Origin of the sequence: Paenibacillus montaniterrae (assembly GCF_018403185.1) — a bacterium.
GTDB classification, from domain to species: domain Bacteria; phylum Bacillota; class Bacilli; order Paenibacillales; family Paenibacillaceae; genus Pristimantibacillus; species Pristimantibacillus montaniterrae.
This window is the reverse complement of the sequence record NZ_BOSE01000002.1, coordinates 74,086-99,467: the sequence shown is the minus strand read 5'-3', so window position 1 is coordinate 99,467 and position 25,382 is coordinate 74,086. Positions and strand designations below refer to the sequence as shown.

Sequence of the window (25,382 nt, the reverse complement as noted above, 5' to 3'; positions counted from 1 at the left end):
TATGGAGCAAGTCATTGAGATTATGATCGTTGATGATCACGATATGGTACGTCTGGGGCTTAAAACCTACCTTATGCTGGAGCCGTCGTTTCGTGTTGTAGCAGAAGCAAGCAATGGACGCGAGGCGATACAGTATTTGCAAGGCTGTGAGAAGCTGCCAGACTTAATATTGATGGATCTGATGATGCCGGAAATGAACGGAATTGAGGCAACGAAAGCGATTTGCGCCGCACATCCTTCAGTTAAAATCGTTATGCTGACAAGTTTTCTTGAGGATGAAAAAGTGTATCATTCGATTGAAGCAGGGGCAATTAGCTATGTGCTGAAAACGGTATCCGCTGAGGAGCTTATTTTTGCCTTAAAGGGTGCGCTGAAGGGGATGCCGGTCATGACGACTGAGGTGTCGCAATCTCTTACACGCGGCTTGCGCGTTCAGCGTACGCAGCAGGGAGATGAAACCTTTACTGAACGGGAGCGGGAAGTGCTGCTGCTCGTTGCAGACGGGCTATCCAATAAGGAAATAGCCGATGAGCTGCATATTAGCATCAAAACGGTTAAGACGCATGTCAGCAATCTGCTTATGAAATGCGAGCTCGAGGACCGCACCCAGCTTGCGGTGCTGGCTCATCGCAAAGGCTGGGCGAATAAATAATAAAATTACTGAGGAGCTCGGGATTGCAGCATGAGCTCCTTTTGCTATTGCCACGCCATTGTTTCTTATGCATCGGATTAATTGGATCACATCAATGGGAGCATTGAGCGATGCTCTCTCTATATTTTCCTGGAGTCAGCCCTGGGCCTTCTTAAATACGCGGATAAATACGACATCGCTTGTATAACCGACCATGGTTGCAATTTGACTATTCGTTAGCTGTGGGTCCTCCATAAGCTTTTTTGCATGGTTTAAACGTACAGTTGTTAAGTAGCTGCTAAAATTAAAACCACTCATCTTCTTGAATATTTGAGAGATATATTGAGGTGTAATCTGCAGATGCTCGGCTAATAAATTCAAGCTCATATTGGGATTAGCATAATGATCATCGATATAGCTCTGAATTTGTTTAAGCAGCTGCTCATTGTGCCCACTTCGTTCTGATTTGAATGAATCCGTCACGATTAAGTACAGCTCTTTCGTTTTGTAGTACATATCATCTGTTGTGCGGCAGGAAAGTAGCTGCTGAACAGGATTCGCATCTATCTCCGTAAACTTTTTGAATGAAGCAGAGTCTGCATTAAGTATTCGCAGTAATGTTCCAGCCAGACTGAATAACAAGCATCTTACCAGCTCGGGAGCAGCCGTTTCATTACGCAAATTTTTATCGAACAATTCGGTCAATAGCTGAACAACCTTATCACGATCACCACTTCGAATGAAGTTAATAAGTTGAAATTCGGTTTCGACAGGATATTGATATAGCAGCTGTTCATGCCGTATAGAGTGGAAGTAGAAGATCGATAAGCTTGCATTGACTAGCTTATATTCCATGGCAGCCGTTGCCTCGACATAAGCTTCCGAGAGCTGTTCAATACTTGAATGTATCTGACTAACAGCAAAGCTGGTATCTAATTTAAAACGATTCTCCAGTAAATGCTGCAGCTGCGAGACGAATTTCTGAATAAGGGATGTTTGAGCATCGATAGGCTCTTCCACTAAATTCACAATCAGCGCTAATCGCTCACGCTCTAACTCCACTGCATAAATGCTTAGCTGCTCATAAGCAGCATCCACGGCTAAATTCGAGATGATAAATCGTGCCAATGCCCACTGCTTTTCACTTGGATTTGCGGTGAATCTATTCAATGACTCGATTTGAATCAACACAACAGCAAAGTTAGCATAAGGGAGATCTATCTCTAAAAACTCAAAGGATTGCTTCTTTTGATGAATTGGCTCGATGTAACCGTAAATTAAACGGTGCAAGTAATTTGAACGCAGTAAGGGTAATTGCTGCTTCAGTTTATTTTTAATATCTTTTTCCTCATTCCATGACACTTTAACCATTTCCATAATAAAGTCCAGCTCATTCGTCTCTACTCGATGGGGCTTCGCTTTGCTTGCTGTTATCGTCTCAATCACCCGCTTGATCGGTGAGTAGTTGTAGTATGCAATTTTATAAGCAGCAAAGCTGCCTGTCATAAGAAATAAGACGAGGATCACAAATGAGAAGCGCTTAACTTCTTTCATTTCCTTTAAGTATAGCTCTTCTGGAATAACGGCGAGATAATACCAGCCTAGCTGTTTAGAGGTCGTATAGGACACAATTACATTCTGGTCATTCCAGTTATAGCGGAAAAAGCCTGAATCTGCGTTCATTTCATCAAATAGTGCTGCTGGTATAGGTGGTGCAGCAGCAGTACTGCTAATGACATCTTGGCTTTGAGAAATGAGGTAAATTGAACTTTGATTGGCCAATTCAATGTGCTTGGTCATCTCATGAATTTTTTGTTCATCTATCAATATCGTAAGGCTGCCTTTAATGTTCGTTATATTTCCGATTGGAAGCGATTGCAAAAAGGTGATGACCTTTACAGGTTTGTCCTTAGGATTATCACTTATCCGTAAATTGGAGGTCGGATAATAGTGTTGACCATGATAGGTACGTAATTGCTCACGCCATTGTTCATAAGTGAGATAGTCAAAGTGATAGTAATACTCATAGAAGCTGCGAGAATCGGTTACGAGTCCAGGCTTCATAATCGAATCACTGTTATCTAAATAAAGGTAAAAATCATAGATAAAGCTGTTATGAAGCACGTTTGGATAAGGGTTTAAGTAATTCCTGGCAAATTCAACAAGGTTATAATGCTGCGATAACTCTTTACTTGCGTTTTCCAGCAAGTAATGCAGCTTTGGATTAAGTACGATTTGCTGTGATAGCTTTGCTACCTCTTCAAAATTGTTATCCATATTGATCCTTAATTGCTCCAGCATCGCCGCATTTGAATTTTTCGCATCTGAAATCATGTACTTCTCGATATTTAAATAAAGCGCAAACCATAAGGCGAGCGGTAATAAAAGCAGAATGAAGTTGGAAATAATCATCTTAAAGAAGACACTTCTACGACTGCGCTCTTCATTTATGCTGCGAATGAACGAAAACAACATTCATCACCTCTTGGAACTTATACTGTTCGTAAAAAGGAATAAACAACCAGTCTCAGATACAAATAAAAGAAACTGGTTGTTTCGAGGTTTTGAGCTTTAGTAGTCATACTTTTCAGCTGTCAATTAATTTAACGTAGAGCCCATCGAGTAAGGGTCAGTGTTGTTCGTATAAATATCCTTTACTACACGATAAGCAAGCTTTGGCTTACGGTACTCGTTGACGATTCCTTTATTATTAAAGGAGCGTGCACGATCTCTAAAATGTGGCTGCGGTCCATGCAGTTCTGCTCGTGTATCGGCGAATTGCCATACATAAGTGCCGCTAATGTTGGAGTCAGCTCTAAATAGCTTTAATGCATTGCTTAGCAGCTCTGCTTGATAATCTTCACTGAATAAACGCGGCTCCCAGCCTGAGTCCCCGTATATGCCTGCTCCTCCGAATTCAGTCAACAAAACAGGAATGTTCTCTGCGCCGTATTCCTTACAGCGTTCATGAAATACGTTAAGCATTTCATCAAATTCAACATGGCCGAAATACCAACCGCCATAGTAATTGATGCCGCTCACGTCAAATAATCCAAGACAAATATCATACATAGGATGCATCGTTGCATACACAACAAGCCGTGATTGATCCTTGCTCCGCACAAGCTTAATTAGTTCAAGAGAAAGATCATAGGCTTCCTTGGAGCGTGTATCAATTTCATTGTGGACAGACCAGAACAAGATAGAAGGGTGGTGAAGATCGCGCTCAATCATCTCATCCATCATCGTCACTGCTCGTTGAATAAAGATGGGGTCTGCTAAAACCTTAGCTGGAATCGATGCTCCCCAGATCGGAATTTCACTCCAATACACAATTCCTCTTTCATCCAGTAAGTCGAGCCAGTATTCGCTTTGCGGATAATGGGAACCACGTACGGTGTTGCAGCCCATCTGTTGAATAATATCGAGGTCTTTAGTCATTAGCTTATTGGGAAATGCAAAGCCCCATTCCGGATGCTCCTCATGACGATTTACCCCCTGTAGATACAACTCCTTACCGTTCAGCAAAATTCGTTTGTTCTTAACTTCAATCGTGCGGAAGCCGATACGGTCTGTTCGATCATCCAGGTCGGTTGCTGCACGAATATAATAAAGCTTAGGGTTCTCAGCATCCCAGCGTTCAAGATTGTCCCAGGCTTGTTCAATGCTAACCTCTGTCTGTCCAGAGGCTTGAACGATAATCTTGTCTTCATAAAACAATTGTCCATCACAGTATAAGGCAAGAGGAACTTCAAGTGCAGCTTTAGCCATCGAAAGCAGCTTCACCTTAATCTTTACATTCGAGCTTGTTTCCCCTGTCATCTCGTAAGTCATCTTCATACTTTCAATCGATACATCCGGTAGCAGCTGCACCTCCACTGGTCTAATAATTCCGCCATAATGAAACCAATCGACAACATGAGTAGGAATTGTGTTGTGCTCTAACGTACTGTCTGTGCGAATAATCAGCTCATGTCTGCCTTCAGCAACATTAGAAACAACAAAGTCAAACGGAGTGTAGCCACCGAAATGATATCCTAAATGAACACCGTCCAAATATACATCAGCATGACCAAGCACAGCATGAAGCAAGATACGAAGATGACTGCTCTTTTCTAGTGTAATATTAGTGCGGTACCAAGCTACTCCTTCATAGTTGTATTTGCCAAGCTCATTATTCCAGCATGCAGGTACTGGCATTCGATCGAAGCTGCTTGGGAAATTTTTATTCCATTCCTGAGTTAATCCGACATTATCTTTGTCAAAAACGAAATCCCACAATTCATTCAGAAAACGGCAATCACGAAGTAGATGCTGCTGAAATGCCCGAATCATTTTGACCAACTCCTTCAATGTTATTTGAGATAATATAATGATTATGACACGGAGTATATCACCCTGCCTGAGTGTAGAACAATGGCAAAAACAATCTAAAAGATTTATCATAAATGATACTATGGTAGAGGGGGATACGAATGACAATCGCATTAGGAAGCTTGGCCGTTCATATTGACTGGATTATTGCCAAACCAGCAATACCTGGCTGGGAGGATATTCGACAGAGTACATCTGGACATACGTTTTATTACATACATAGCGGCAAGGGTGTTTTTTATTGCGAAGGCGAGGAATACGAGGTAGAAGGTAATACATTCGTATATTTATGGCCAGGCTTGAAGCTTTACATGAAATCATCGGAGGCTCTGCCACTGCGCATGACGATGCTGTTTTTTGATTGTGCCTCGCTTATAAAGAGTGAGCATGGGTGGGAGCCACCCCAAACGATAGAACGATTGAATTTACCATTTTTGACACCGCTTCAACAGGATCAGGCTGGAGTGATTAGCAGCAAGTTTCAGCAATTAGAGCGGGAATGGGTACCAGGCGATCACGTCCAGGAGGTAAAAACAAAATCAGAGTGGTACCGGTTAATTGCTGAACTACAGGAGATTATCAACGATCGCAAGGTTCGCAGCAATGAAAAGGGAATTGCTGAAGTTGTACGCTGGTTTAAAAGCATGTTGGATGAGCATTTTGCTTCCGATACTAAAATAACGAAATTAGCTCAGCAATCCGGCTTTTCACCAGTATATTTGCGGAGATGCTTTTCAGCACGATATGGATGCAGCCCAAAGGAATATCTTGAAAATCTAAGAAATGAGCATGCACTGCTCAGACTTAAGCATACAGGAGATCCGATATCGCAAATCGCAATTGACTGCGGTCATTCTGATGTATATCAGTTCAGTAAGATGTTCAAAAAACGAAATGGCATCTCGCCAACGGAATATCGTAAATTAGCGAAGTAAATGGAGCAAGTTTAAAAATTGTAACCCCAATTTAAAAATGGTTAGCCGTTAATCTTAACTAAAGTCAATGCAGTCAAAGTTTAGATTATATTCGCAGATCAGCTTTCTCGATATACTCATCGACGTGGGGAATGAGCTACCTCACGACCTACATGAAAAAATAGGAGGTTAAGTGTTGTATGTCACTACTAATGAACGTTAAAAGGTTTACAGGTTTCGCAATTTGTTTGACTCTCATTTTAACAGCACTTGTCGGTTGCAGTTCGGGAAATGCCACGACTAATAAGCAGGAGGAAGGGGATCAGCATTCATCAGAAAATGCTCCAGCATTAACAAAGCTATCGTTTTGGATTGAGCTATTTCCAGATGCTGCTGCGATTATGAAAAGCTATGATGAAGTGACGGCATGGCAGGTGATTCAAGAAAAAACAGGTGTCGATATTGAGTTCCAGCATCCCGCACAAGGTCAGCTTGGCGAACAATTTAATTTGATGGTCGCTTCGAATAAATTACCGGATGTTATTGTCTATGGCTGGAATGCCTATCCTGGTGGCGCTATGAAGGCAATTGCTGACAAAAAGATCATTCCATTGAATGATTACTTGGATTACGCACCTAATCTCAAGAGATTATTGGATGAAAATCCGGAATGGAGAAAAATGTCGTCCACCGATGATGGCGATATTATCGGCTTCCCGTTCATTCGTGAGGAGGTTACGCAGCAAGTATTTCTCGGTCCTGCAATTCGCCAGGACTGGCTAGATAAGCTTAAGCTGTCTTCTCCTACAACGATTGACGAGTGGTACCATGTTTTGAAAGCGTTTAAGGAGCAGGATCCGAACGGAAACGGTGAAGCAGATGAAATTCCGATTCATATTGTAGCGGGTGAGCTGGCCTTTGCGGGTGCTTTTGGTACACCAAATGATTTCTTCCAGGAAAATAATACGGTGAAATATGGCCCAATTGAGCCGGGCTTTAAGCAATATTTGGCTACAATGAATCAATGGTATAACGAGGGGCTGCTTGATCGGGATTTTGCTACGAACGACGGCAAGATGGTAGATGCCAAGGTTACAGGCAATCAAATGGGTTCATTAGTGTTATTTCTTAATGGCGGAATAGGTAAATACATGGATTTGATGTCGGACGTACAACCAGAGTTCAAGCTTGCAGGAACAACGTATCCAACTCTAAATGCGGGAGTACAGCCAGTATTCGGTCATATTGATAATCCGGTGACAGGTATTTTTGCAACGATAACTGGAAGTAATAAAAATGTGGTTGAAACTGTGAAGTTTTTGGATTATCTATACAGCGACGAAGGAAAGCTTATTATGAATTTTGGCAGAGAGGGAGAAACATTTACACTTGTCGATGGTGAGCCTGTTTATACGGAGCAGGTGTTGAAAAACCCGGATGGATTACCTATCTCTCAATCATTCAGAAAGCATATAATGGGAGCTACTTCGGGTCCATTCGTTCAGGATATTCGCCATTCAATGCAATATACGACGAAGCCTGAGCAATAGGATGCGATGCAGGCATGGTCTAGTCCAACGCATGAAAAACGAATTCCTCCTGTCAGCATTGCCATCGAGGATAGCAGTAGATTTGCTTCGATAATGACGGATATCAATACGTACAAGGATGAGATGATCCTGAAGTTCATTATGGGTGCTGAATCATTGGATAACTTCGATAAATTTGTAGAGACGATTAAGGCTCTTGGCATTGAAGAGGCTATACAAATTCAGCAAGCAGCATTAGAACGCTATAACAACAGATAGAATCACCAATTCCAGAATAGGTAGTGATCAAGCTGGCTATTCTGGAGGGAAATTGGAGGGCCGCCTCATGTCAAGCTTGAACAAAAACAGGGCATCGTTACTTGCGAGAGATCGGAAGGACAGCAAGCTAACCGTGTTGGGAAGAGATTTGATTCGCAATCGCTACATTTACCTTATGCTGCTGCCGGTTATTGTATATTACGCTATTTTTCATTATGGTCCGATGTATGGACTACTAATTGCGTTTAAAAATTATGGATTAGCAGATGGAGTATGGGGCAGCCCATGGGTTGGCTTTGCTCACTTTCAAAGTTTTTTTGAGAATCATTTTTTTTGGCGTCTTATTCGCAATACGCTATTAATTAACCTGTACGAATTGCTGTTTGCATTTCCTGCACCGATTATTTTAGCGTTGCTGCTTAACGAGCTTCGCCTAAAATTCTTTAAAAGAGTTGTCCAGACCATTAGTTATTTACCGCATTTCATATCCATCGTCGTTGTTGTTGGGATGCTTGTAGATTTTGTGGCACGAGATGGTCTCATTAACAATATTTTAGCGATGTTTGGCATGGAGCCAATTGCATTTTTGCAGGAGCCTGGATGGTTTCGCTCCTTATATATATCCTCTGGTGTATGGCAAGGTGTTGGTTGGGGATCGATTATTTATTTAGCAGCAATGTCCACGATCGATCCCTCTCTTTATGATGCTGCTCGTATAGATGGTGCAGGACGCTGGCGGCAGACACTGAGCGTCACGCTCCCGGGAATAATGCCAACGATCGTTATTTTACTTATCCTAAATATAGGTTCGATGATGTCTGTAGGCAGTGAGAAGATCATTCTAATGTATAATCCGTTAACGTACGAAACGGCTGATGTCATCTCCACTTACGTATATCGAAAAGGAATTTTAGGTGCTGATTTTGGTTATTCGGCTGCAGTGGGATTATTCAATTCGATTGTTAGCTTCATCCTAATTATGTTAGCCAATACGATTAGTAAAGCTGTAAGTGATCATAAGCTGTGGTAAAGGAGAAGAAAGGAGCAGAAGAGTGACCTATAAACGTTCTGTTGGCGAGTCTATATTCTCATGGTTTAATGTCGGCTTCATGCTATTATTATGTACCGTTACATTATATCCGTTCATCTACATCCTATTCGCTTCTCTAAGCGATCCAACGGAAATGGCTCGTTTTCGCGGCTTGTTATTATTTCCTAAAGGATTTAGTTTAGAAGCGTACAAAGCGGTATTGGAGAACCCGATGATTCTGGTAGGCTATCGTAATACACTTTATTATGTCGTAATTGGTACAGCAATTAACCTGGTTATGACTACGCTGGGTGCATATGCGTTATCGCGACAAGGCGTTTTGCTTAAAAATCCTATAATGTTTTTAATCGTCATAACGATGGTGTTTAACGGAGGTCTTATTCCCTCCTTCTTGCTTGTAAATAGTCTTGGACTTTTGAATTCCGCTTGGGCACTTCTGTTGCCCGGTGCGATCAATTCATTCAATTTAATTATTATGAGAACCGCTTTTCAAGGTATACCGGTTAGCTTAGAGGAGTCCGCGCGGATAGATGGAGCGAATGATTGGGTGATCCTGACTAGAATTATTTTGCCGTTGTCTCTCCCGGTTATTGCGGTCATGATATTATGGTATACCGTAGGACATTGGAATTCCTATTTTAGCGCATTGATTTACCTGCGTGATCGAGAGCTGTTTCCACTTCAATTAATTCTTAGAGAAATATTAATTTCTAATAGCACGGATAATATGATGACTGGAGCTGCAACTAGCGATCGTGCAGATATAGGCGTCACGATTAAGTATGCAACGATCATTGTCTCTACACTGCCGATCTTGTTAATTTATCCTTTCCTTCAGAAGTACTTTGTGCATGGTGTATTAATCGGTGCGCTTAAGGAATAAAAAATGGCACACTAAGGATGCTTTGGTCATTTGACCTTAACTGTACACGCCTTACGGACTATAATTTTGAATATACAAATTATAGTCCGAAATGAAGGTGGTGCCCATGAGTAAAATTTTGCAAAGAATTTTGCAGGAAATTGACGATCAGAAAATGATAGAGAAGCTTCTTTCTCTTTCAAAGGCAGACTTAAATTCGCTATTATTAGAACTGTTTGAAAAGCAAACGGATAAGATGACCCCTGTGGATATCTTAAAAGCGTATCAAGTTAACCGTTTCTCTAAGCCCAGTGATATTGACCCTGTCAAATTCCATGCGTTAGAAGCACAGCTATTGACCGCAGCACAGAAAATGAATATGCAAACGGTTCTGCTTTCACCCTCTGCGCCTCTTGGCAGTTGCAGTGCTTTTGGCTGCGTCGACCAATACAATGTTGTAAGCGCATTGCGTGGAACGGAAACGTTGTCCGACCCCTCCAATATGGTGGCTATCATTATTGCTGACAGAATAAAGCGGAGGATCGAGAGTAATACGCCCCCCGTGCATTATGCTACAACAGGAAGAGTTGTTCGGGCACAAGCGTTTTCGGGCAAAGGTTTTTTTGCTCATTTTGGTCTTTTTTGCATGGTATCTTCAGGGAAAGATACAGGGTCTTACAGCTGTGAGAAGCAGCTTCTTATGAAGCATTTGCAATTTTACAAAGAGTTGCTCAAAGAACACTTCAATGCAACGTTATCGATCGTTTTACGGAAAAGAGGCGGATATACAGACGGTGATGGCTTTTTCGACAAAATGACTGAAGTGGTACAAACATCATTTCCTGATACGCCGCTTTCCTTTGATTATGACGATGTAGACAACAAGTATTATCAGGGCATCAATTTTCAAATATATATGGAGACTGAGCATGAAAAAATGATGATTGGCGATGGTGGATTTGTTGATTGGATTGGCCAAATGCTCGGCAGTAAAAAAGAACGTTGCTTAATAAGCGGAGTCGGCCTGGATCGGTTTCTTTTGTTAAGTGCAAAATCGTAGAAAAATGCGGCTTTGTATTGGAAGGATTATTGAGAAAATCTGTGTATAAGAACGGGCAGTTTCTTGATGCTTATATGTACAGTTTAGTCCACTAACAGCAGCTGCAAAAGCAAGCCTCCCAATGAGTCCATGTATCTAGCAATGGGCTTATTGGAAGGCTTGCATTAACAATATAGCTTTAACGCAAGTAAGCTTGCAATTTTGCTATGTCTAAAATTTTTAATTGTTGATTTTTATAAGATAGTATCCCTTGCCGGTCACACTCTGCTATTACCCGATTAATGCTTCTTATGGGAGCGTTAATTTCCTTTTTTAATTGCTCCTTGGTGAGCTTGTCTATATCTCCTCGGCGATAATGGTTAGCTGCACAGCGCAACAGTCGCTCCTTGACCGTTAAAAGTGAAAGCTCCTCTATGTATTCACTGTTTGTGATTAGCTTATATGCAATTTCCTTTATAATCAGCTTTGTAACCTCAAAATCTTTTTTCATCCAGTCAAAAAAGTCCTCTCTGTGAAGCGCATACGCCACACAAGGCGTCATAGCAGAAATTTCTACAGGCTTTCTGCCCACATAGAATTGTTCCAACTCCCCAAAAAAACTTCCTGGTTCATAAAGATGTATATTTACAAAGGTGCCATGCAGATTAGGCACGTAAGCTTCGGCTTTACCCTCCATTAAAAAATAAACATAATGGTTTTCATTTTCTGCGAAAAGAATCGTCTCGTTTTCATTAAACGTTTTTCGGAGCAGCATTTTCTTTACTTCATCTGGCATCCTATCCATCAAACTAATGGTGATCACTCCTACCTTGAGTCAAATGAACTTTTGGCTATTATATGCTAGAAATTTAATTGAAAACAATGTAATTTTATTTAGTACCTTGCATTATTAAGTAATATAGCTTATGATAACAAAGTACTCAACTAAATTGAGTAGTTGGAGGTAATGTCTTTGAATGCTGAAATGCTGAAAGGTACGATCGATCTTCTCATTCTGTCTGCGCTTGTACGGCGAGATAATTACGGTTACGAAATTTCGAAAGCGATCAAGGAACGAACAGAAGGGGAGTTCGAAATTCAGGAGGCTACACTTTATCTTTCCTTGAAACGGCTGGAGAAGCAGGGGGCAATTTCGGCCTACTGGGGAGATCAAAGCCATGGAGGACGCCGCAAATATTATACGGTAACAGAAGAAGGTCAAAGCATGCTGAAAAAAATGATTGCGGATTGGGAAAAGACAGCCGAGATCGTAAATCGTTTTATTTGATGGGGGTGATAGTATGACGAATTTGCTGCGAAAAATCTTCAGTTTGAAGGAGCTAAAATATGCCTGGCTATTGCTGATTTCCGCGATGCTATGTATATTCACCTTCTATGTTGACGAACATTTTAATCCGAGTGACCAATTCTGGTTATCTATTGCCTATTTCACATCATTTGCGCTGGCAACCATTTGGGGAGGGATGAATTACGTCGGGCATTTTCGAATCAACAGCTTATATCGGAAGCAGAAGGATATTCAAGCCTATGTTGACCAGCTTGCATTAGGCAAGGACGACAAGCTAGAGCTGTTGAATTACTTGGAGGATTTTGCGGCCGATCTCGAATTGCAAGGGAAAACCAAGGAGGAAGCCGCTACGGAGGCGATTAATCAGTTTAAAGTCAAGGAGTTCCTGTCTATGTCCAAGCATACAAGTCCTTTCGAATCCCATGGTCACCATTATTTGCTTGGCTACGGCTCCTTGTCCTTAGCAGCGGTTCTAATCCTTATATTGATTGAGAAGGCTACGAATTCATTCTCGCTCTATTTGTTTATATTGGAAACTGTCTTTGCGGTTTATGGCATTTGTCTTATCGCTTTACGGATTCTGTACAAAATATTGGACAAATTTATTTACAGAAAGCTTAAGAACTATTTCTCTTAAAAGATAAGGGGTGAGTTTACGAATGGAGCATTGGATTACTGAGATTATGGACACTTACGGGTATTTAGGCATATTTTTGCTGATTGCGTTGGAAAATCTGTTTCCCCCAATTCCATCAGAGGTTATTTTGACGTTTGGCGGATTTATGACCACTACATCAAACATGACAATAATCGGGGTCATTTTGGCTGCAACAGCGGGTTCGGTTGTTGGTGCCATCTGTCTCTATGGCGTCGGAAGAATGCTGTCTGTCTCCCGTCTGGAAACGATTATTACAAGCTACGGCAAAATTTTGCGGCTGAAGCCTGAAGATATCCGGAAAGCCCATGCCTGGTTTGATAAATATGGTGCCAGGGCAGTGTTCTTTGGGCGTTTGGTGCCGTTGATTCGCAGCCTGATTTCCATCCCGGCAGGGAGTACGCGTATGAGCTTTCTCCCTTTTTTGATGCTTACAACGCTGGGCTCTTTAATCTGGAATATTGCGCTTGTCTATATTGGCGCTGCAGTTGGCGCATCCTGGGAATCAATTGTAAGCTATATGGACATTTATTCTAATGTAGTGTACATTCTTTTAGCATTAAGCCTGGTTGTCTTTGGCTTCGTCTTTGTTCGCAAACGGATCTTGAAGAAAAATGGATAATTTATTGGTATAATAGTTTCTACAGAGCGAATGGTTGCCCTAGTTTAGTGTAGACGTGACGCAATACCTTGTTGGGGTAATCAATTGCGGCTGCTGTACAGGGCGTTCCTTCGCTTTTTTATTCGATTTTCATCATTTTTTAAGTTTGTTTTAAGGTAGTTTGTGCAAGATAGAATTATCCAATACGAGATCATGTTTCACATAGACAGGAGGAGTTATTCTATGAATAACGATAACCGTGATAAGTTTTTTGAAAATGAGCAAGGTAAAACCAATGCTGCCGGTCAATCTGAGTCAGGCACGCAGCAATCTAGCGATAACTACGAACATACGAAGCCGTATGCTCCAGCAAGCTCAAGCTATTCAGAGCCAAGCAAGCCTGGTATTGAGGATGCCGAGTATACGCCAATTGACAATAGCAGCGTTCCAAAACAAGAGCCTATAAAATCACAAGGCCCAACCTATTATTCTTATGGGCAGACACGTCCGATGCAGACGGTGCAGCCTTCATATCCGGCACATGACAGCTCAAGCCCGTACAATGGCGCCGCGAACGTTCAAGGGGCAGCAGCTCAGTATGGTACAGGTTATAGCGCAGCAGCGCAGCAATCTGCTTCCATAGCTGCTCCGGTCCGTCCGTTTACCACATCGTCAGGCGGCGGAGACCCGTTATCTGCCAAAAAAGAGAAGAACCGCTCTGGCGGCTTCGGTAAAATGTTTTTATCTTTTATGGCTGGTGTTGTAGTAGTGGGTCTGCTAATGTATACGGCTGATGTGCAGAACTGGTTCTCCAACGAAGCTGTCGTTTCGCAAAACAATTCCTATAACAGTGGCAGCAGCGGCGGCGGTTCAACATCCAGTGGCGGAACTGCGACAGGCACAACTAGCTCTTTGCCGATGGATCGCCCGGACAATATATCCGAGCTGTTTACAGCTTCCAGCCCGGCGGTTGTAAAAATCGAAACCTTCTCCAAGCCGGCACGCAATAGTGCAAACTCTCTGTTCAACGATCCGTTCTTCAGACAGTTTTTTGGCAACTCCATACCTAATAATGAGCAGGAAAACTCGCAGGAGCTGCAGCAGACAGGGATGGGTACCGGTTTCTTCTTCGAATCATCCGGCTATATTTTGACGAATCAGCATGTTATCTCGGATGCAGAGGAAATTCGGGTTATTGTTGAAGGCTATGAGGAACCATTTATTGCAACTCAGCTAGGCTCAAGCTATGAGCTTGATTTGGCGGTATTGAAAATCGAGGGCGATCAAGCATTCCCTACATTACCGCTTGGCAATTCTAATGACACTAAAATCGGCGACTGGGTACTGGCAATCGGCAATCCTAATGGTTTTGACCATACGCTGACCGTAGGGGTCATTAGTGCGAAGGAGCGTCCGATTGATATTCCTGACTCGGAAGGGACGCGCCATTATCAAAACCTGCTGCAAACAGATGCTTCGATTAACCCGGGCAACTCTGGCGGACCGCTGCTTAATATGAATGGCGAGGTCATTGGCATTAATACTGCAGTAAGCTCTACAGCGCAAGGCATTGGTTTCGCGATTCCAACCTCGACGATTACAGAGGTGCTTGAATCGCTTAAAAACAATGAAGCACTTCCAGTTGACGCATCGCCGTTTATTGGGGTTGATCTGCAGGACTTGACTGAAAACCTTGCAACTCAGCTTGGTCTCGACAGCACAGATGGCTCGATTGTACGCAATGTTTACTACAACTCGCCTGCTTATAAGGGCGGCATGAAGCAATATGATGTGATTGTCTCTATTGACGGCAAGGAAATGAAAAAGACAACGGATATAACGGGCTATATTGGAGAAAAGGCAGTTGGCGATGTTATCGAGCTTACCGTAATTCGTGACGGTGAAAAGGTTCCACTGCCAATTGAAATTGGCGACAAAAACCAATTTGGCTTATAATTTATGTAAAATGTAAGGACGCAGGGAGTAATCTCTGCGTCCTTGTTTAAGGGGGGAGCTTGATGAGACATTCTATATTAGTTATAGATGATGATGATCGCATTACGTCGATGCTTAGAAGATCGCTAGCATTTGAGGGCTATGAGGTCAGCATAGCCAATAATGGAGCGGATGGCTTGAAAAGCTTTATGCTCAAGGAGCCGGATCTCGTTATTCTCGATGTGATGATGCCTTATATAGACGGCATGGAGGTATGTCGCCGCATTCGCGAAAGCGGCAGCGATGTGCCGATTTTAATGCTGACAGCAAAGGATGAAATTAATGATCGTGTCAAGGGCCTGGATCTCGGTGCTGATGATTATGTCGTTAAACCATTCGCGCTCGAGGAACTGTTAGCAAGAGCGCGCGCCTTGTTCCGCCGCAAAGCAGAGCGAAGCAACAAGCAGGAAAGCGTGCTGACCTTCGAGGATCTTGTGCTCGATCTCGATGCGCGGGAAGCGATACGGGCTGGCAGAAGAATCGAGCTGACCTCTAAGGAATACGAGCTGCTGCTGCTGTTTATGCAAAATCCGAAGCGGGTTTTGACGCGCGATACCATTATGGAGAAAATTTGGGGCTATGATTTTAGCGGGGAATCGAATGTATTGGAGGTTTACATAGCCATGCTTCGCCAAAAGCTGGAGGAAGGCGGAGCAAGCCGTATTATTGTTACAGTGCGCGGTACCGGCTATGTGCTTAAATAAGATTCTCGCTATGCCCACATGTTTTAAAGGAGAGGCGGGTTAGAGCATTGTCACTGCGACTAAGATTAACGCTATGGTATTCAGCAATGCTGGCTGGCGCATTATTAATATTCGGTATTATCGTGTATTTGTTTATTAGCTGGAATACGTATTCCGAGCTGAAGGAAGAGGTTCGTACACAGACTGAAAAGCTCGGTGTTACAGGGACGCTTGTGTTTAATTCATTGGACTTGAATCTGGATCGTCAATCACGTATTGAAGGCAAAAATATGTATGTGCAATTAATCAACTACAGCAATGGGAAAATACGTCGCTCCACTAACCTTGTTGATCAAGGTCTTTACTTGCCATATCCTGAGGCTGAAGCCTATCCACAGTCCGGCTTTGTCGAAACCCAGATTACGATTGACTCCAAAAAGTACAATATGATTATGTACCAAAGTCCGATCGTCTTAAGCAATAATGAGCTGGTCGGCTTACTGCAGGTTGGGGCGATTCCATACAATGAGGAGCAATTTCTAAAAGGGCTGCTTAACAGCTTGATCCTTTCAGCGATGCTATCAGTATTGATTGCCTTTTCTGTTGGGATGCTCATTGCAAGACAAGCGCTTCGCCCGATTGAAAAAGTAATTGACGCGACCAAAACAATTGAACATGGCTCCGATCTTAGTGTACGTATCCCGACATCTCCGGTAAATGACGAAATTGGCACGCTGGTCAACACCTTGAATCTGATGCTGTCGCGGCTGGAAAAAGCGTATAACGAGCTGGACGAGGCTTATAAGGCGCAGCGCCGCTTTGTCTCTGATGCCTCGCATGAGCTGCGGACGCCGCTGACTACGATTCGCGGCAATATCGATTTGCTGGAGAAAATGTGGTCGCAGACCAAGCAAAGCTTGCAGCAGGACGGAATGAGCATCGTGCCGCTTTCTCAGGATCATTTCCAGCTATCGAAGGAAGCAATGCTGGATATTTCAGCGGAAGCGAAGCGGATGTCAACGCTGGTCAATGATTTGCTGGCGCTTGCCCGCGCAGATGCTGGTTATGTAATGGATAAGAGCAAGGTCGACATGCTGTCACTAACTGAAGCCGTTGTGCGCCGCGCGCAGCTGTTGCCGCGTCAAGCCGACTGGGAGGTGGGCGATCTTGCAGCATTGAAAGGCATCGATGTGTATGGCAATGAAGATTTCCTGCAGCAGCTGTTGTTCATTTTCATTGAAAATGCGTTCAAGTATACGCCGCAAGGAAGTGTAACACTGTCGGTGCAGGCTACTGATACTCATATGGCATGGGTAATTAGCGATACGGGACTTGGCATGAATCCAGAGCAGGTTCCGCATATTTTTGACCGCTTCTACCGCGCTGACGAATCGCGTGGCGTAACGCCTGGAACCGGCCTTGGGCTTGCGATAGCCAAGTGGATTTTGGATGAGCATCAAGGCAGCGTTGAGGTAACAACAGAGGAAGGCAAAGGCTCGACATTTATAGTCTGGCTGCCGATAGACTTTTCCTAAGCGTTGCAATGGTCTATAATGAATAGAACAGCTTGAAGCGGAAGGGCGTTTTATGCTGTTGCTGGATTTATATAGTGAGGGTTCAATGCAATGATTAGAGAGTAGGTGCAAAGAATGGAAATCGTGAAAATATCTCCGCGCGGCTATTGCTATGGTGTTGTAGATGCTATGGTGCTTGCTCTGCAAACGGCGAAAAATGAAAATTTGCCGAGACCTATTTACATTTTAGGGATGATTGTGCATAATGCGCATGTAACTCAGGCGTTTGAGACGGAAGGGGTCATTACACTTGATGGTCCGAACCGACTTGACATATTAGACAAAATTGACTCTGGTACCGTTATTTTTACAGCGCACGGCGTCTCGCCAGAGGTGCGCAGGAAAGCTCGTGAAAAGGGCTTGACGGTGGTGGATGCTACATGTCCTGACGTAACCAAGACGCATGATCTGATTCGCGAGAAAAGCGCCGAGGGCTATCATACGATCTATATTGGCAAAAAGGGTCATCCTGAGCCGGAGGGCGCGATCGGCGTTGCGCCAGAGATGGTTCATTTGATTGAGAAGGAAGATGAAATTGAAGGCTTGAGCTTCACTGAAGATGTGCCGCTCATGATTACGAATCAAACGACGATGTCGCAGTGGGATATTCGTCATATCATTGAAAAGCTGAAGGAAAAATTCCCGCACGCTGAGGTGCATAATGAAATTTGCCTGGCTACTCAGGTACGCCAGGAAGCAGTGGCCAATCAGGCGGGTGAAGCGCAGCTCTGCATCGTCGTTGGCGATCCGCGCAGCAACAACTCCAACCGCTTGGCGCAGGTGTCGGAGGAGATCGCTGGCGTCAAAGCGTATCGCATCGCTGATTTGTCTGAGCTGAAGCAGGAATGGCTGCAAGGCATCGACCGTATAGCGGTCACCTCAGGAGCTTCCACTCCTACGGCATTGACGAAGGAAGTTATTGATTATTTGGCTCAGTACGATCACAATGATCCGTCCACCTGGCCAATTGAGCGCTCCGTCAGTATGAACAAAATTTTGCCGAAAATAAAAGTAAAGCAATAGCACTGCAAGAGGCTTGCCGGATTGTCAGATTTACTGACGATTCTGGCAGCCTTTTTTTTGTTGCAACCATTAAATTGAGGTTGACACTAAAGCGCAAAAGAAGTATGATTACTTTATCAAATAAAAGCATAAAAGCGTCGAAGCGGATAAGCGTCAAAGCGAAGAAGTGAGGAGAGAACTGAAATGATTGTCATTACTAAAAATAATTTGCCAGAAGAAAGATTGAATGAAATTGTAGCGTTCATCGAGCGCCGTGACGGTATGCAGGCTCATATATCGAAAGGGACCGACCGCACTGTAATCGGCATTATCGGTCAGGCTGATCCACAGCTTGGCGAGCAGCTTAAGTCGATGCAGGGAGTTGAGAATGTAATTAAAATCTCCAAATCCTATAAGCTGGCAAGCCGTGATTTCCATCCGGATGATACGATTATTGATATTAAAGGCGTTAAAATTGGCGGCAGCAACGTCGTTGTAATGGGCGGTCCATGCGCAGTTGAAAGCCCGGAGCAAATTGATGAAATCGCCAGACTCGTTAAGGCGGCAGGCGGACAGGTGCTGCGCGGCGGCGCCTTCAAGCCAAGAACAGGCCCTTACAGCTTCCAAGGAGTTGGGGTGGAAGGCCTGGTGATGATGGCGGAAGCGGGCAGAAAGCACGGCTTGTTAACGATCACTGAGGTTATGACACCGGAATATGTAGATGTATGTGCAGAATATGCAGATATTCTTCAGGTTGGTACGCGCAATATGCAAAACTTTGATTTGCTGCGCAAGCTGGGCACAATTAAAACACCAGTGCTGCTGAAGCGCGGCTTTAGCGCCACATACGACGAGTTCCTTAATGCGGCAGAATACATTCTTGCAGGCGGCAACCCGAATGTTATGCTATGCGAGCGCGGTATCCGCACATTTGAAACATATACGCGCAACACACTGGATTTATCTGCAATTCCTGTGCTGCAATCCTTAAGCCATCTTCCGGTTATTTCCGATCCTAGCCACGGAACCGGACGGAGAGAGCTTGTCGAGCCGATGTCCAAAGCGTCACTGGCTGCCGGAGCGAATGGATTAATTATCGAAATGCACACTGACCCGGACAATTCAATGACAGGCGATGGTGTTCAATCGCTGTTCCCGGATCAATTCGCTGCATTGCTGAAGGACTTGGAGAAGCTGGCTCCGCTCGTAGGCAAGCAATTTAACACGGAGAAACAACCGCAGGAAGCTTTTGCAACATGGAAGAAGTAACTAATTGAAGGCTTCGGAGCGATGAAGCTTAAGTCTGAATTTGTGAAAAAAGGTTGAGAATAGCTCTAATTCCACGTTAAGGTGGAGTTGGAGCTTTTTTATTCGCATATAAATGTTAATTAATTAACTTAAAAATTAATCTGGACAGAATGGATATATTTTCATATACTTTCTAAGTAATTCCAATACTGTTTCCAATCGAGGTTCAAAAAGCAGGGCTTTCAGGACCAAGAAGATGGCACGATACTAGAAAGCGAGGAGCGCAGCGAGGCAAAAGCTACGTGAGCACCTCAAATGTTTCCGCAGGAAACATACTTCGGAAGCATAATCTTAACGCTAGCGTGACATATTCGCCGTCGAATCCGCTGCGAAGCATCGCATCGTCATCAAAGTCCAGCTTTTAGAACTACCTCGAAGCTCGTCTAAAGGAGGCCAAAGCATGTCGAACATCGTTACAATACAAAAAGGCAGGATTGATGTCAAGCCAGAGGAAGTCGGCTATGACGAACAAAAGCTGGAAGCACTGAATCAGCATTATAGCAAGCTGATTGATCGAGGTACGCTGCAAGGCGCCAGCTACTTAATTTCTCGAAAAGGACAAGTATTTGCTCGTTGTTCGATGGGCAAGCTCCGTCCGGATCAAAACAGTGAAGAGCTGAAGCCGGATTCGATTCGTAAAACCTACTCTATTACTAAAGCGTTTACAGCGGTTGCCATAGGGCAGCTTATCGACCGCGGGCTGCTGTTTTTGCACCAGTCTGCTGCCAGTATTTTGCCGGAGCTCGATACAGATAAGCACAGAGCGATTACTATTTTCCATTTACTGACCCACACATCAGGCTTGCGCGGCGATCCAGGCTTTCATAATGAACCTTATACGCTGCCTTGGTTTGAGTGGATGGTGCGCGAGTTTGATAAGCAAGGCACTGATATGAACTGGATAAAAGTAATATTGTCTGGGCCGCTGCAGCGCATGCCCGGCAAGGAGTGGATTTACTCTACAAGTGCCTATGCACTGCTTGGAGCGATTATCGCCAAGCTGTCGGGCAAGAGCTATGAGGATTATGTACGGGATGAGATTTTGCTGCCGCTCGGCATGGAGCGAAGCTTTTTCGTAGTTCCTGAGGAGCTGCATGATGAAGTGTGCGCTACGAACAGCTGGGAGGTTGAGCAGCTAGGCAAACCCATTAATGGTGACGCTCCGCCAAAGGCCGGCAACGGCTTATTCTCGACACTTGATGACCTATGGAAATTTGGTCAGATGATGCTGAACGGCGGAGAACTAAACGGCAAGCGTATTTTATCAAAACGGGCAGTTGAGCTGCAAACCTCCAACCATCTGCACGATATTCCCCATCAGGGCTGGGGCAGCAGCATTAAAAATTATCCATTTGGTTTAGGCTGGTCACTTGAGCACTATGACCTATGCAGTCGGGGCACGTACTCTCATGAAGGCTTCGGCCATTGCGGTTTGTTTATTGATCCAGTAGAAGAGCTTGTATTTGTCTTTTTCGCTCCATCACCTGTAGGCTATACGCATGAATCGGTGCTGATGCCACGCGCAATCGTCTGGTCAGGCCTGCTCTAAGCAGCAGCTTGAAAAAAGGCATTGCTCGCAATATGTGGATCTTATTTGAACTTTAATTCATTTTATTGGAGGGATTATCGATGACGATAACTGCAGAGCCGACAAGGATCAGCTGCAAGGAAGCGGGATATTCAGAGGATGTTGTGCAGCGACTGGAGCAGCACTTCGCCAAGCTTATTGAGAGCGATAAAATTCAATGTGCGTCTTACTTGCTCTCGCGCAATGGGCAAGTATTTGCGGATGGAGCAGCCGGGCAGCTGCATTACAAGCTGCCTGACAGCCAGTTTAAGCAGCATGCGATCCGCCGCATTGCCTCGATTACAAAGCTGTTTACTGCTGTAGCCATTTTTCAATTGATTGAGCAGGGCAAGCTGTTTTTGCGTCAGCCCGTTGCGGACTGGATCGAGGAGTTCAAGCATCCTATGTTTGAGCAAATCAGCATTATGCATTTGCTGACCCATACGTCAGGCTTGGCGGCGGACCCCTTTTATTATTTGGAGCCTTATCCAGTAGGCTGGGGGCAAATTCGCTTTGCATTTGAGCCTGAGGAGGAGGGTGAGGATGGCGCAGCAGTTCCATCCGAGCAGCTGGAGAAGCAGAAGCAAACGTCGTGGATTCGCGCGCTGCTTGCAGGCAAGCCGCTTTCACGGCCAGGCGAGGAGTGGAATTATTCCTCATCAGGCTACACATTGCTGGGAGAAGTGATTGCAAGAGCGAGCGGCATGCGCTATGAGCATTATGTGATGGAGCATATTGTTGCGCCGCTTGGCATGAAGCGAACCTTTTTCGAGGTGCCGGAGGAGCTCCAGCATGAGGTTTGCATCATTAACGACTATGAAATGAAACGGCTGGAGCGAAGCAAGCTTGGCGCTTATGATGCACCTCGCGCAGGCGGTGGCCTTTATTCTACGCTGTGGGACTTGTTCCGCTTCGGGCAAATGCTGCTTAACGGCGGGCAGCTGGATGGCGTGCGCATTTTATCACGCAAATCGGTAGAGAAGATGAGCGGCAACGTGCTTGACAAAGGGATTCATGCTTTTAGCTGGGGCGGCAAGATCAAGGATAAAACGTACGGGCTTGGGCCGCTGCTCATACCTGCAGGCGAATGGCTGTCCGAGAATACGTTCGGTCACGAAGGAGCAGGCCGCTGCATTCTGCTGCTTGATCAAGGGCGCAATGCAGTCATTTTGTTTTTCGTTCCTTCGAATACAGACTGGTGTCCGGAGTCGATGATTGGCACGCAGAACATTATAGGGGCGGGGTGGCTTTGAAAAGACAGCTTGCGATGATTCGTGCGATCGGGTTTGTCACTTATAAAGAATGGGCAGCCTTCCGCTCGCATATGCTCGCTTCCTTGCTAGTAGGTCCTGTATTGTTTCTTGTGCAGGTGTTTATATGGCAGGCGATGTTTGAAGGCAAGGAAACGATTAACGGGCTGACCTTTGCCCAAATGCTGACATACTTTGGTGTTTCCACGCTCATTCATTATATTTCTTTTGACTTTGCGGACTGGAACTTGCAGATGCTGGTGCGCAGCGGCAAATTTGTTACCTTTGCGCTGCGTCCGATGCCGCATTGGCTGTTTGCACTGGCGCAAAAGCTGGGCCACCGTTCGTTGGCGCTTGGCGTGGAGGTGCTGCCGGTGCTGCTGCTGTTTCTATTTTTGTTTCAGGTTAATTTGATGCCAGCCTCGCCTGGCTGGGCGCTGCTATCTATTGTTCTCAGCTTCTTCATGAACTTTTTTATTAATTACTGCGTTGGGCTAACGGCCTTCTGGCTTGTACGGGCAGAAGGCGTTCGCCGCGTCTTCCTGCTGCTGAAGGATGTTTGTGCTGGCGTCTTTCTGCCGCTTTCCTTTTTTCCTGAGGTGGTGCAGAAGCTGTTGTTTTTCCTGCCTTTTCAATTTATTACTTATTTGCCGACGCGCGTTTATATTGGCGAATACGAGCTGGCAGGCATACGGCTGTCACTGGCTGAGGCAGTAGGCTTGCAGGCTCTCGCAGTACTAATTACTGCCGGATTAACGCTTGCATTGTACCATGCGGCATTAAAACGGTTTACGGGGGTTGGCGTATGAAGGAATTGTTGGCTTGCTGGGCTGCAGTCATACGCGTCAAGCTGGCCGAGCAGATGGCTTATCGCAGCCATTTCGCCTTAAGCGTACTGCTGCTCGTGATCGGTGATCTGGTTGTGCCGCTCGTAACGCTGCTCGTATATCGCTCTGGCGCTTCATTCCCGGGCTGGTCATTGCACGAAGCGCTGCTTGTGCAGGCGGTTTTTGTTTTGGCGAAGGGGATTGCCTTTCCTTTCTTCTTCGGAATGATCGGCACTACGCTTTCTCAAGTGCGTGAAGGGACCTTTGATTTGCTGCTGCTGCGTCCAAGGCCTGCTATGCTTATGGCGATGCTGCTTGGCTTTGATCCCGAAGACTTTGGCCGCCTGCTGAGCGGCGCCGTTTTGTTCGGCTTTGCGCTGAGCGGCGTAGTCGTACCTCACTGGACATCCTGGCTGCAATTTGCATTATTGTTTATCGCATCAATTGCCATTTTATGCGCGATGTCTCTCTTTCTATCCGGCTTGCTGTTTCGCTGGGTGGGCAGCAGCAGAGTATTTGATATTTTTGATGCAATGACGGGCTTTGGCATGTATCCCGGTACGATTTTTTCCAAGACGATGCAAAATATATTAACCTATGTGCTGCCAATTGGCTTGATCGCCTTTGTTCCCGCCAGCGCCTTGCTTGGCAGAAGCGGCTGGGGGTCGCTGTGGGCGCTTGGATCAGCGGCGCTGCTTATGCTGGTCGGGATCTGGTACTGGAATCGCATGCTGAAAAATTATACGAGCGCAGGCGGCTGACGGCTTGTGCGTAGTTGTGGAAGGCACGGGGTGTTGACATGATTGAAGTAAAGCATTTGAGTAAAACCTACACAACCTTTGAACGCGGTCACACGCTGCGCGAGGTTGTAAAAACGCTCGTCCATCGTCCGATGAAGGAGATTCGAGCGGTTGACGATATTTCCTTTACGATCGAGCAAGGGGAAATGGTCGCTTTTTTGGGACCCAACGGCGCTGGCAAATCGACAACATTGAAAATGTTGACAGGCGTACTGCATCCTTCGGCAGGAGAGGTCACCTGCCTTGGTTTGGTGCCGTGGAAGCAGCGCAGACAATATGTTCGCAGAGTTGGCGCGGTGTTCGGTCAGAAATCACAGCTGATTTGGGACATCCCGCCATCCGATGCCTTTTATATGAATAAGGCGATCTACGGCGTGCCGGACAAGGAGTATAACGAGACGCTGGATGAGCTGGTCGAGCTGCTGCAGGTTGGCGATATTATGAGAAAGCCGACGCGGCAGCTGTCGCTGGGCGAGCGTATGAAATGCGAGTTTATAATGGCGATGCTGCATCGGCCAGAGCTTGTGTTTCTGGACGAGCCGACGATTGGCCTGGATATGATCGCCAAGGAAAGCATTCGCAGCTTTATTCGAAGGATGAACGAGCGGAAAATTACCTTTATTTTGACCACTCATGATTTGGAGGACGTTGAATTGCTGGCCGAGCGCGTCATGGTTATTAATCATGGCAAAATTGTCGTGGATGATGCGCTGAGCGGTCTGAGAAGCCGATTAGGAGCGAAAAAATCGGTTCGTCTTACAACCGAGCAGCCTGTGCCAGACGAGCTGCCGCCTGGCTTGCGTCTGCTGCAAAGGAGCGGGCCGCTCGAGCTTGAGCTGGAAATTGATACAGATGTACTGCCGCTTAAGCCGTTTATTTCGCATTTTAACGAAAGCTACGGCATATTGGATATGGCGATCGAGGCGCTGCCAATCGAGGCCGTAATGAAGCAGCTGTATACGACAGATCATGCAAAGGAGCATGCATAGAGATTGACGTGTCCGTACAGGAAGAGCTGCAATCATGAGACTCGTATGAAATAAATATACTTAACTATGAATAAATATGAGAAGGAAGTGTGCGTACCTTTCTCGAACCAGTTAAGATAGGATGTCAATACGAGCTTAGGAAG

The 25,382-nt window shown here is 45.0% G+C and carries 23 protein-coding genes; 20 read left to right on the top strand and 3 right to left on the bottom strand.

Annotated elements, in window-relative coordinates; translation table 11 throughout:
• Position 1: 1 nt before the first annotated feature.
• Positions 2-652 carry a response regulator gene (locus tag KJS52_RS06290; protein ID WP_213513908.1) on the top strand — a complete coding sequence of 217 codons (651 nt, stop codon included), beginning with the start codon at positions 2-4 and terminating at the stop codon, positions 650-652.
• Positions 653-787: 135 nt separating this feature from the next.
• Here KJS52_RS06290 and KJS52_RS06285 read toward each other — a convergent pair whose 3' ends face one another.
• Positions 788-2,908 carry a helix-turn-helix domain-containing protein gene (locus KJS52_RS06285; RefSeq protein WP_246563225.1) on the bottom strand — a complete coding sequence of 707 codons (2,121 nt, stop codon included), beginning with the start codon at positions 2,906-2,908 and terminating at the stop codon, positions 788-790.
• Positions 2,909-3,229: 321 nt separating this feature from the next.
• Positions 3,230-4,966 carry a glycoside hydrolase family 2 protein gene (locus tag KJS52_RS06280; RefSeq protein ID WP_213513907.1) on the bottom strand — a complete coding sequence of 579 codons (1,737 nt, stop codon included), beginning with the start codon at positions 4,964-4,966 and terminating at the stop codon, positions 3,230-3,232.
• A gap of 140 nt (positions 4,967-5,106) precedes the next feature.
• Here KJS52_RS06280 and KJS52_RS06275 point away from each other — a divergent pair, with 140 nt between their 5' ends.
• The 6 genes from KJS52_RS06275 (at position 5,107) to KJS52_RS06255 (ending at position 10,700) form a co-directional block, all read left to right on the top strand.
• The gene (locus KJS52_RS06275; RefSeq protein WP_213513906.1) at positions 5,107-5,940 is read left to right on the top strand and encodes an AraC family transcriptional regulator; all 834 of its coding nucleotides are present in this window, start codon (positions 5,107-5,109) and stop codon (positions 5,938-5,940) included.
• A 179-nt stretch (positions 5,941-6,119) separates the two neighbouring features.
• A complete protein-coding gene (locus tag KJS52_RS06270) occupies positions 6,120-7,469 on the top strand; it encodes an extracellular solute-binding protein (protein ID WP_246563223.1) in 1,350 nt (449 codons plus the stop codon).
• 6 nt (positions 7,470-7,475) lie between these two features.
• Entirely contained in the window at positions 7,476-7,727 is a 252-nt protein-coding gene (locus tag KJS52_RS27320; protein WP_246563220.1) for a hypothetical protein, read from the top strand.
• 67 nt (positions 7,728-7,794) lie between these two features.
• Complete coding sequence (locus KJS52_RS06265) at positions 7,795-8,757, top strand: ABC transporter permease (RefSeq protein WP_213513905.1); 963 nt, start codon at positions 7,795-7,797, stop codon at positions 8,755-8,757.
• A gap of 22 nt (positions 8,758-8,779) precedes the next feature.
• Positions 8,780-9,661 (top strand): carbohydrate ABC transporter permease, encoded by an 882-nt coding sequence (locus tag KJS52_RS06260; protein ID WP_246563218.1) that lies wholly within the window; start codon positions 8,780-8,782, stop codon positions 9,659-9,661.
• Positions 9,662-9,767: 106 nt separating this feature from the next.
• Positions 9,768-10,700, top strand: coding sequence for a hypothetical protein (locus KJS52_RS06255; RefSeq protein ID WP_213513904.1), 933 nt, complete (start codon positions 9,768-9,770; stop codon positions 10,698-10,700).
• A 178-nt stretch (positions 10,701-10,878) separates the two neighbouring features.
• On the opposite strand, the gene KJS52_RS06250 is transcribed toward KJS52_RS06255, so the two are convergent.
• Positions 10,879-11,475, bottom strand: a complete 597-nt coding sequence (locus KJS52_RS06250) for a Crp/Fnr family transcriptional regulator (RefSeq protein WP_213513903.1) — start codon at positions 11,473-11,475, stop codon at positions 10,879-10,881.
• A 171-nt stretch (positions 11,476-11,646) separates the two neighbouring features.
• Here KJS52_RS06250 and KJS52_RS06245 point away from each other — a divergent pair, with 171 nt between their 5' ends.
• The 13 genes from KJS52_RS06245 (at position 11,647) to KJS52_RS06185 (ending at position 25,239) form a co-directional block, all read left to right on the top strand.
• Positions 11,647-11,967 carry a PadR family transcriptional regulator gene (locus KJS52_RS06245; protein ID WP_306433574.1) on the top strand — a complete coding sequence of 107 codons (321 nt, stop codon included), beginning with the start codon at positions 11,647-11,649 and terminating at the stop codon, positions 11,965-11,967.
• Between the two features lie 13 nt (positions 11,968-11,980).
• Positions 11,981-12,625, top strand: a complete 645-nt coding sequence (locus KJS52_RS06240) for a hypothetical protein (protein WP_213513901.1) — start codon at positions 11,981-11,983, stop codon at positions 12,623-12,625.
• A gap of 22 nt (positions 12,626-12,647) precedes the next feature.
• Positions 12,648-13,265, top strand: a complete 618-nt coding sequence (locus KJS52_RS06235) for a DedA family protein (protein ID WP_213513900.1) — start codon at positions 12,648-12,650, stop codon at positions 13,263-13,265.
• A 222-nt stretch (positions 13,266-13,487) separates the two neighbouring features.
• Positions 13,488-15,200: a S1C family serine protease gene (locus tag KJS52_RS06230; protein ID WP_246563216.1), complete on the top strand. Its 1,713-nt coding sequence runs from the start codon at positions 13,488-13,490 to the stop codon at positions 15,198-15,200.
• A gap of 62 nt (positions 15,201-15,262) precedes the next feature.
• Positions 15,263-15,943 carry a response regulator transcription factor gene (locus KJS52_RS06225; RefSeq protein WP_213513899.1) on the top strand — a complete coding sequence of 227 codons (681 nt, stop codon included), beginning with the start codon at positions 15,263-15,265 and terminating at the stop codon, positions 15,941-15,943.
• Positions 15,944-15,990: 47 nt separating this feature from the next.
• Positions 15,991-17,457 (top strand): sensor histidine kinase, encoded by a 1,467-nt coding sequence (locus KJS52_RS06220; RefSeq protein ID WP_213513898.1) that lies wholly within the window; start codon positions 15,991-15,993, stop codon positions 17,455-17,457.
• A gap of 114 nt (positions 17,458-17,571) precedes the next feature.
• A complete protein-coding gene (locus tag KJS52_RS06215; RefSeq protein ID WP_213513897.1) occupies positions 17,572-18,519 on the top strand; it encodes a 4-hydroxy-3-methylbut-2-enyl diphosphate reductase in 948 nt (315 codons plus the stop codon).
• A 183-nt stretch (positions 18,520-18,702) separates the two neighbouring features.
• A complete protein-coding gene (gene aroF / locus KJS52_RS06210) occupies positions 18,703-19,767 on the top strand; it encodes a 3-deoxy-7-phosphoheptulonate synthase (RefSeq protein WP_213513896.1) in 1,065 nt (354 codons plus the stop codon).
• A gap of 439 nt (positions 19,768-20,206) precedes the next feature.
• Positions 20,207-21,355: a serine hydrolase domain-containing protein gene (locus tag KJS52_RS06205; RefSeq protein WP_213513895.1), complete on the top strand. Its 1,149-nt coding sequence runs from the start codon at positions 20,207-20,209 to the stop codon at positions 21,353-21,355.
• Between the two features lie 80 nt (positions 21,356-21,435).
• Positions 21,436-22,626, top strand: a complete 1,191-nt coding sequence (locus KJS52_RS06200; protein ID WP_213513894.1) for a serine hydrolase domain-containing protein — start codon at positions 21,436-21,438, stop codon at positions 22,624-22,626.
• Positions 22,623-23,432, top strand: coding sequence for an ABC transporter permease (locus KJS52_RS06195; RefSeq protein WP_213513893.1), 810 nt, complete (start codon positions 22,623-22,625; stop codon positions 23,430-23,432). Before KJS52_RS06200 ends, KJS52_RS06195 begins: the two co-directional genes overlap by 4 nt.
• Positions 23,429-24,211, top strand: a complete 783-nt coding sequence (locus KJS52_RS06190; protein ID WP_213513892.1) for an ABC transporter permease — start codon at positions 23,429-23,431, stop codon at positions 24,209-24,211. Before KJS52_RS06195 ends, KJS52_RS06190 begins: the two co-directional genes overlap by 4 nt.
• A 38-nt stretch (positions 24,212-24,249) precedes the next feature.
• On the top strand, positions 24,250-25,239 hold the full coding sequence (locus tag KJS52_RS06185; protein ID WP_213513891.1) for an ABC transporter ATP-binding protein: 990 nt from the start codon (positions 24,250-24,252) through the stop codon (positions 25,237-25,239).
• Positions 25,240-25,382: the final 143 nt, after the last annotated feature.

Excerpts from the sequence above, each read along its gene's own strand:
- KJS52_RS06245 (WP_306433574.1), top strand. The coding sequence starts at position 11,647 with ATGTCTTTGAATGCTGAAATGCTGAAAGGTACGATCGATCTTCTCATT.
- KJS52_RS06270 (WP_246563223.1), top strand. The coding sequence starts at position 6,120 with ATGTCACTACTAATGAACGTTAAAAGGTTTACAGGTTTCGCAATTTGT.
- KJS52_RS06275 (WP_213513906.1), top strand. The coding sequence starts at position 5,107 with ATGACAATCGCATTAGGAAGCTTGGCCGTTCATATTGACTGGATTATT.
- KJS52_RS06230 (WP_246563216.1), top strand. The coding sequence starts at position 13,488 with ATGAATAACGATAACCGTGATAAGTTTTTTGAAAATGAGCAAGGTAAA.
- KJS52_RS06240 (WP_213513901.1), top strand. The coding sequence starts at position 11,981 with ATGACGAATTTGCTGCGAAAAATCTTCAGTTTGAAGGAGCTAAAATAT.
- KJS52_RS06255 (WP_213513904.1), top strand. The coding sequence starts at position 9,768 with ATGAGTAAAATTTTGCAAAGAATTTTGCAGGAAATTGACGATCAGAAA.
- KJS52_RS27320 (WP_246563220.1), top strand. The coding sequence starts at position 7,476 with ATGCAGGCATGGTCTAGTCCAACGCATGAAAAACGAATTCCTCCTGTC.
- KJS52_RS06215 (WP_213513897.1), top strand. The coding sequence starts at position 17,572 with ATGGAAATCGTGAAAATATCTCCGCGCGGCTATTGCTATGGTGTTGTA.
- KJS52_RS06190 (WP_213513892.1), top strand. The coding sequence starts at position 23,429 with ATGAAGGAATTGTTGGCTTGCTGGGCTGCAGTCATACGCGTCAAGCTG.
- KJS52_RS06250 (WP_213513903.1), bottom strand. The coding sequence starts at position 11,475 with ATGCCAGATGAAGTAAAGAAAATGCTGCTCCGAAAAACGTTTAATGAA.
- KJS52_RS06280 (WP_213513907.1), bottom strand. The coding sequence starts at position 4,966 with ATGATTCGGGCATTTCAGCAGCATCTACTTCGTGATTGCCGTTTTCTG.
- KJS52_RS06225 (WP_213513899.1), top strand. The coding sequence starts at position 15,263 with ATGAGACATTCTATATTAGTTATAGATGATGATGATCGCATTACGTCG.
- KJS52_RS06290 (WP_213513908.1), top strand. The coding sequence starts at position 2 with ATGGAGCAAGTCATTGAGATTATGATCGTTGATGATCACGATATGGTA.
- KJS52_RS06200 (WP_213513894.1), top strand. The coding sequence starts at position 21,436 with ATGACGATAACTGCAGAGCCGACAAGGATCAGCTGCAAGGAAGCGGGA.
- KJS52_RS06285 (WP_246563225.1), bottom strand. The coding sequence starts at position 2,908 with ATGGATAACAATTTTGAAGAGGTAGCAAAGCTATCACAGCAAATCGTA.
- KJS52_RS06265 (WP_213513905.1), top strand. The coding sequence starts at position 7,795 with ATGTCAAGCTTGAACAAAAACAGGGCATCGTTACTTGCGAGAGATCGG.
- KJS52_RS06235 (WP_213513900.1), top strand. The coding sequence starts at position 12,648 with ATGGAGCATTGGATTACTGAGATTATGGACACTTACGGGTATTTAGGC.
- KJS52_RS06205 (WP_213513895.1), top strand. The coding sequence starts at position 20,207 with ATGTCGAACATCGTTACAATACAAAAAGGCAGGATTGATGTCAAGCCA.
- KJS52_RS06185 (WP_213513891.1), top strand. The coding sequence starts at position 24,250 with ATGATTGAAGTAAAGCATTTGAGTAAAACCTACACAACCTTTGAACGC.
- aroF (WP_213513896.1), top strand. The coding sequence starts at position 18,703 with ATGATTGTCATTACTAAAAATAATTTGCCAGAAGAAAGATTGAATGAA.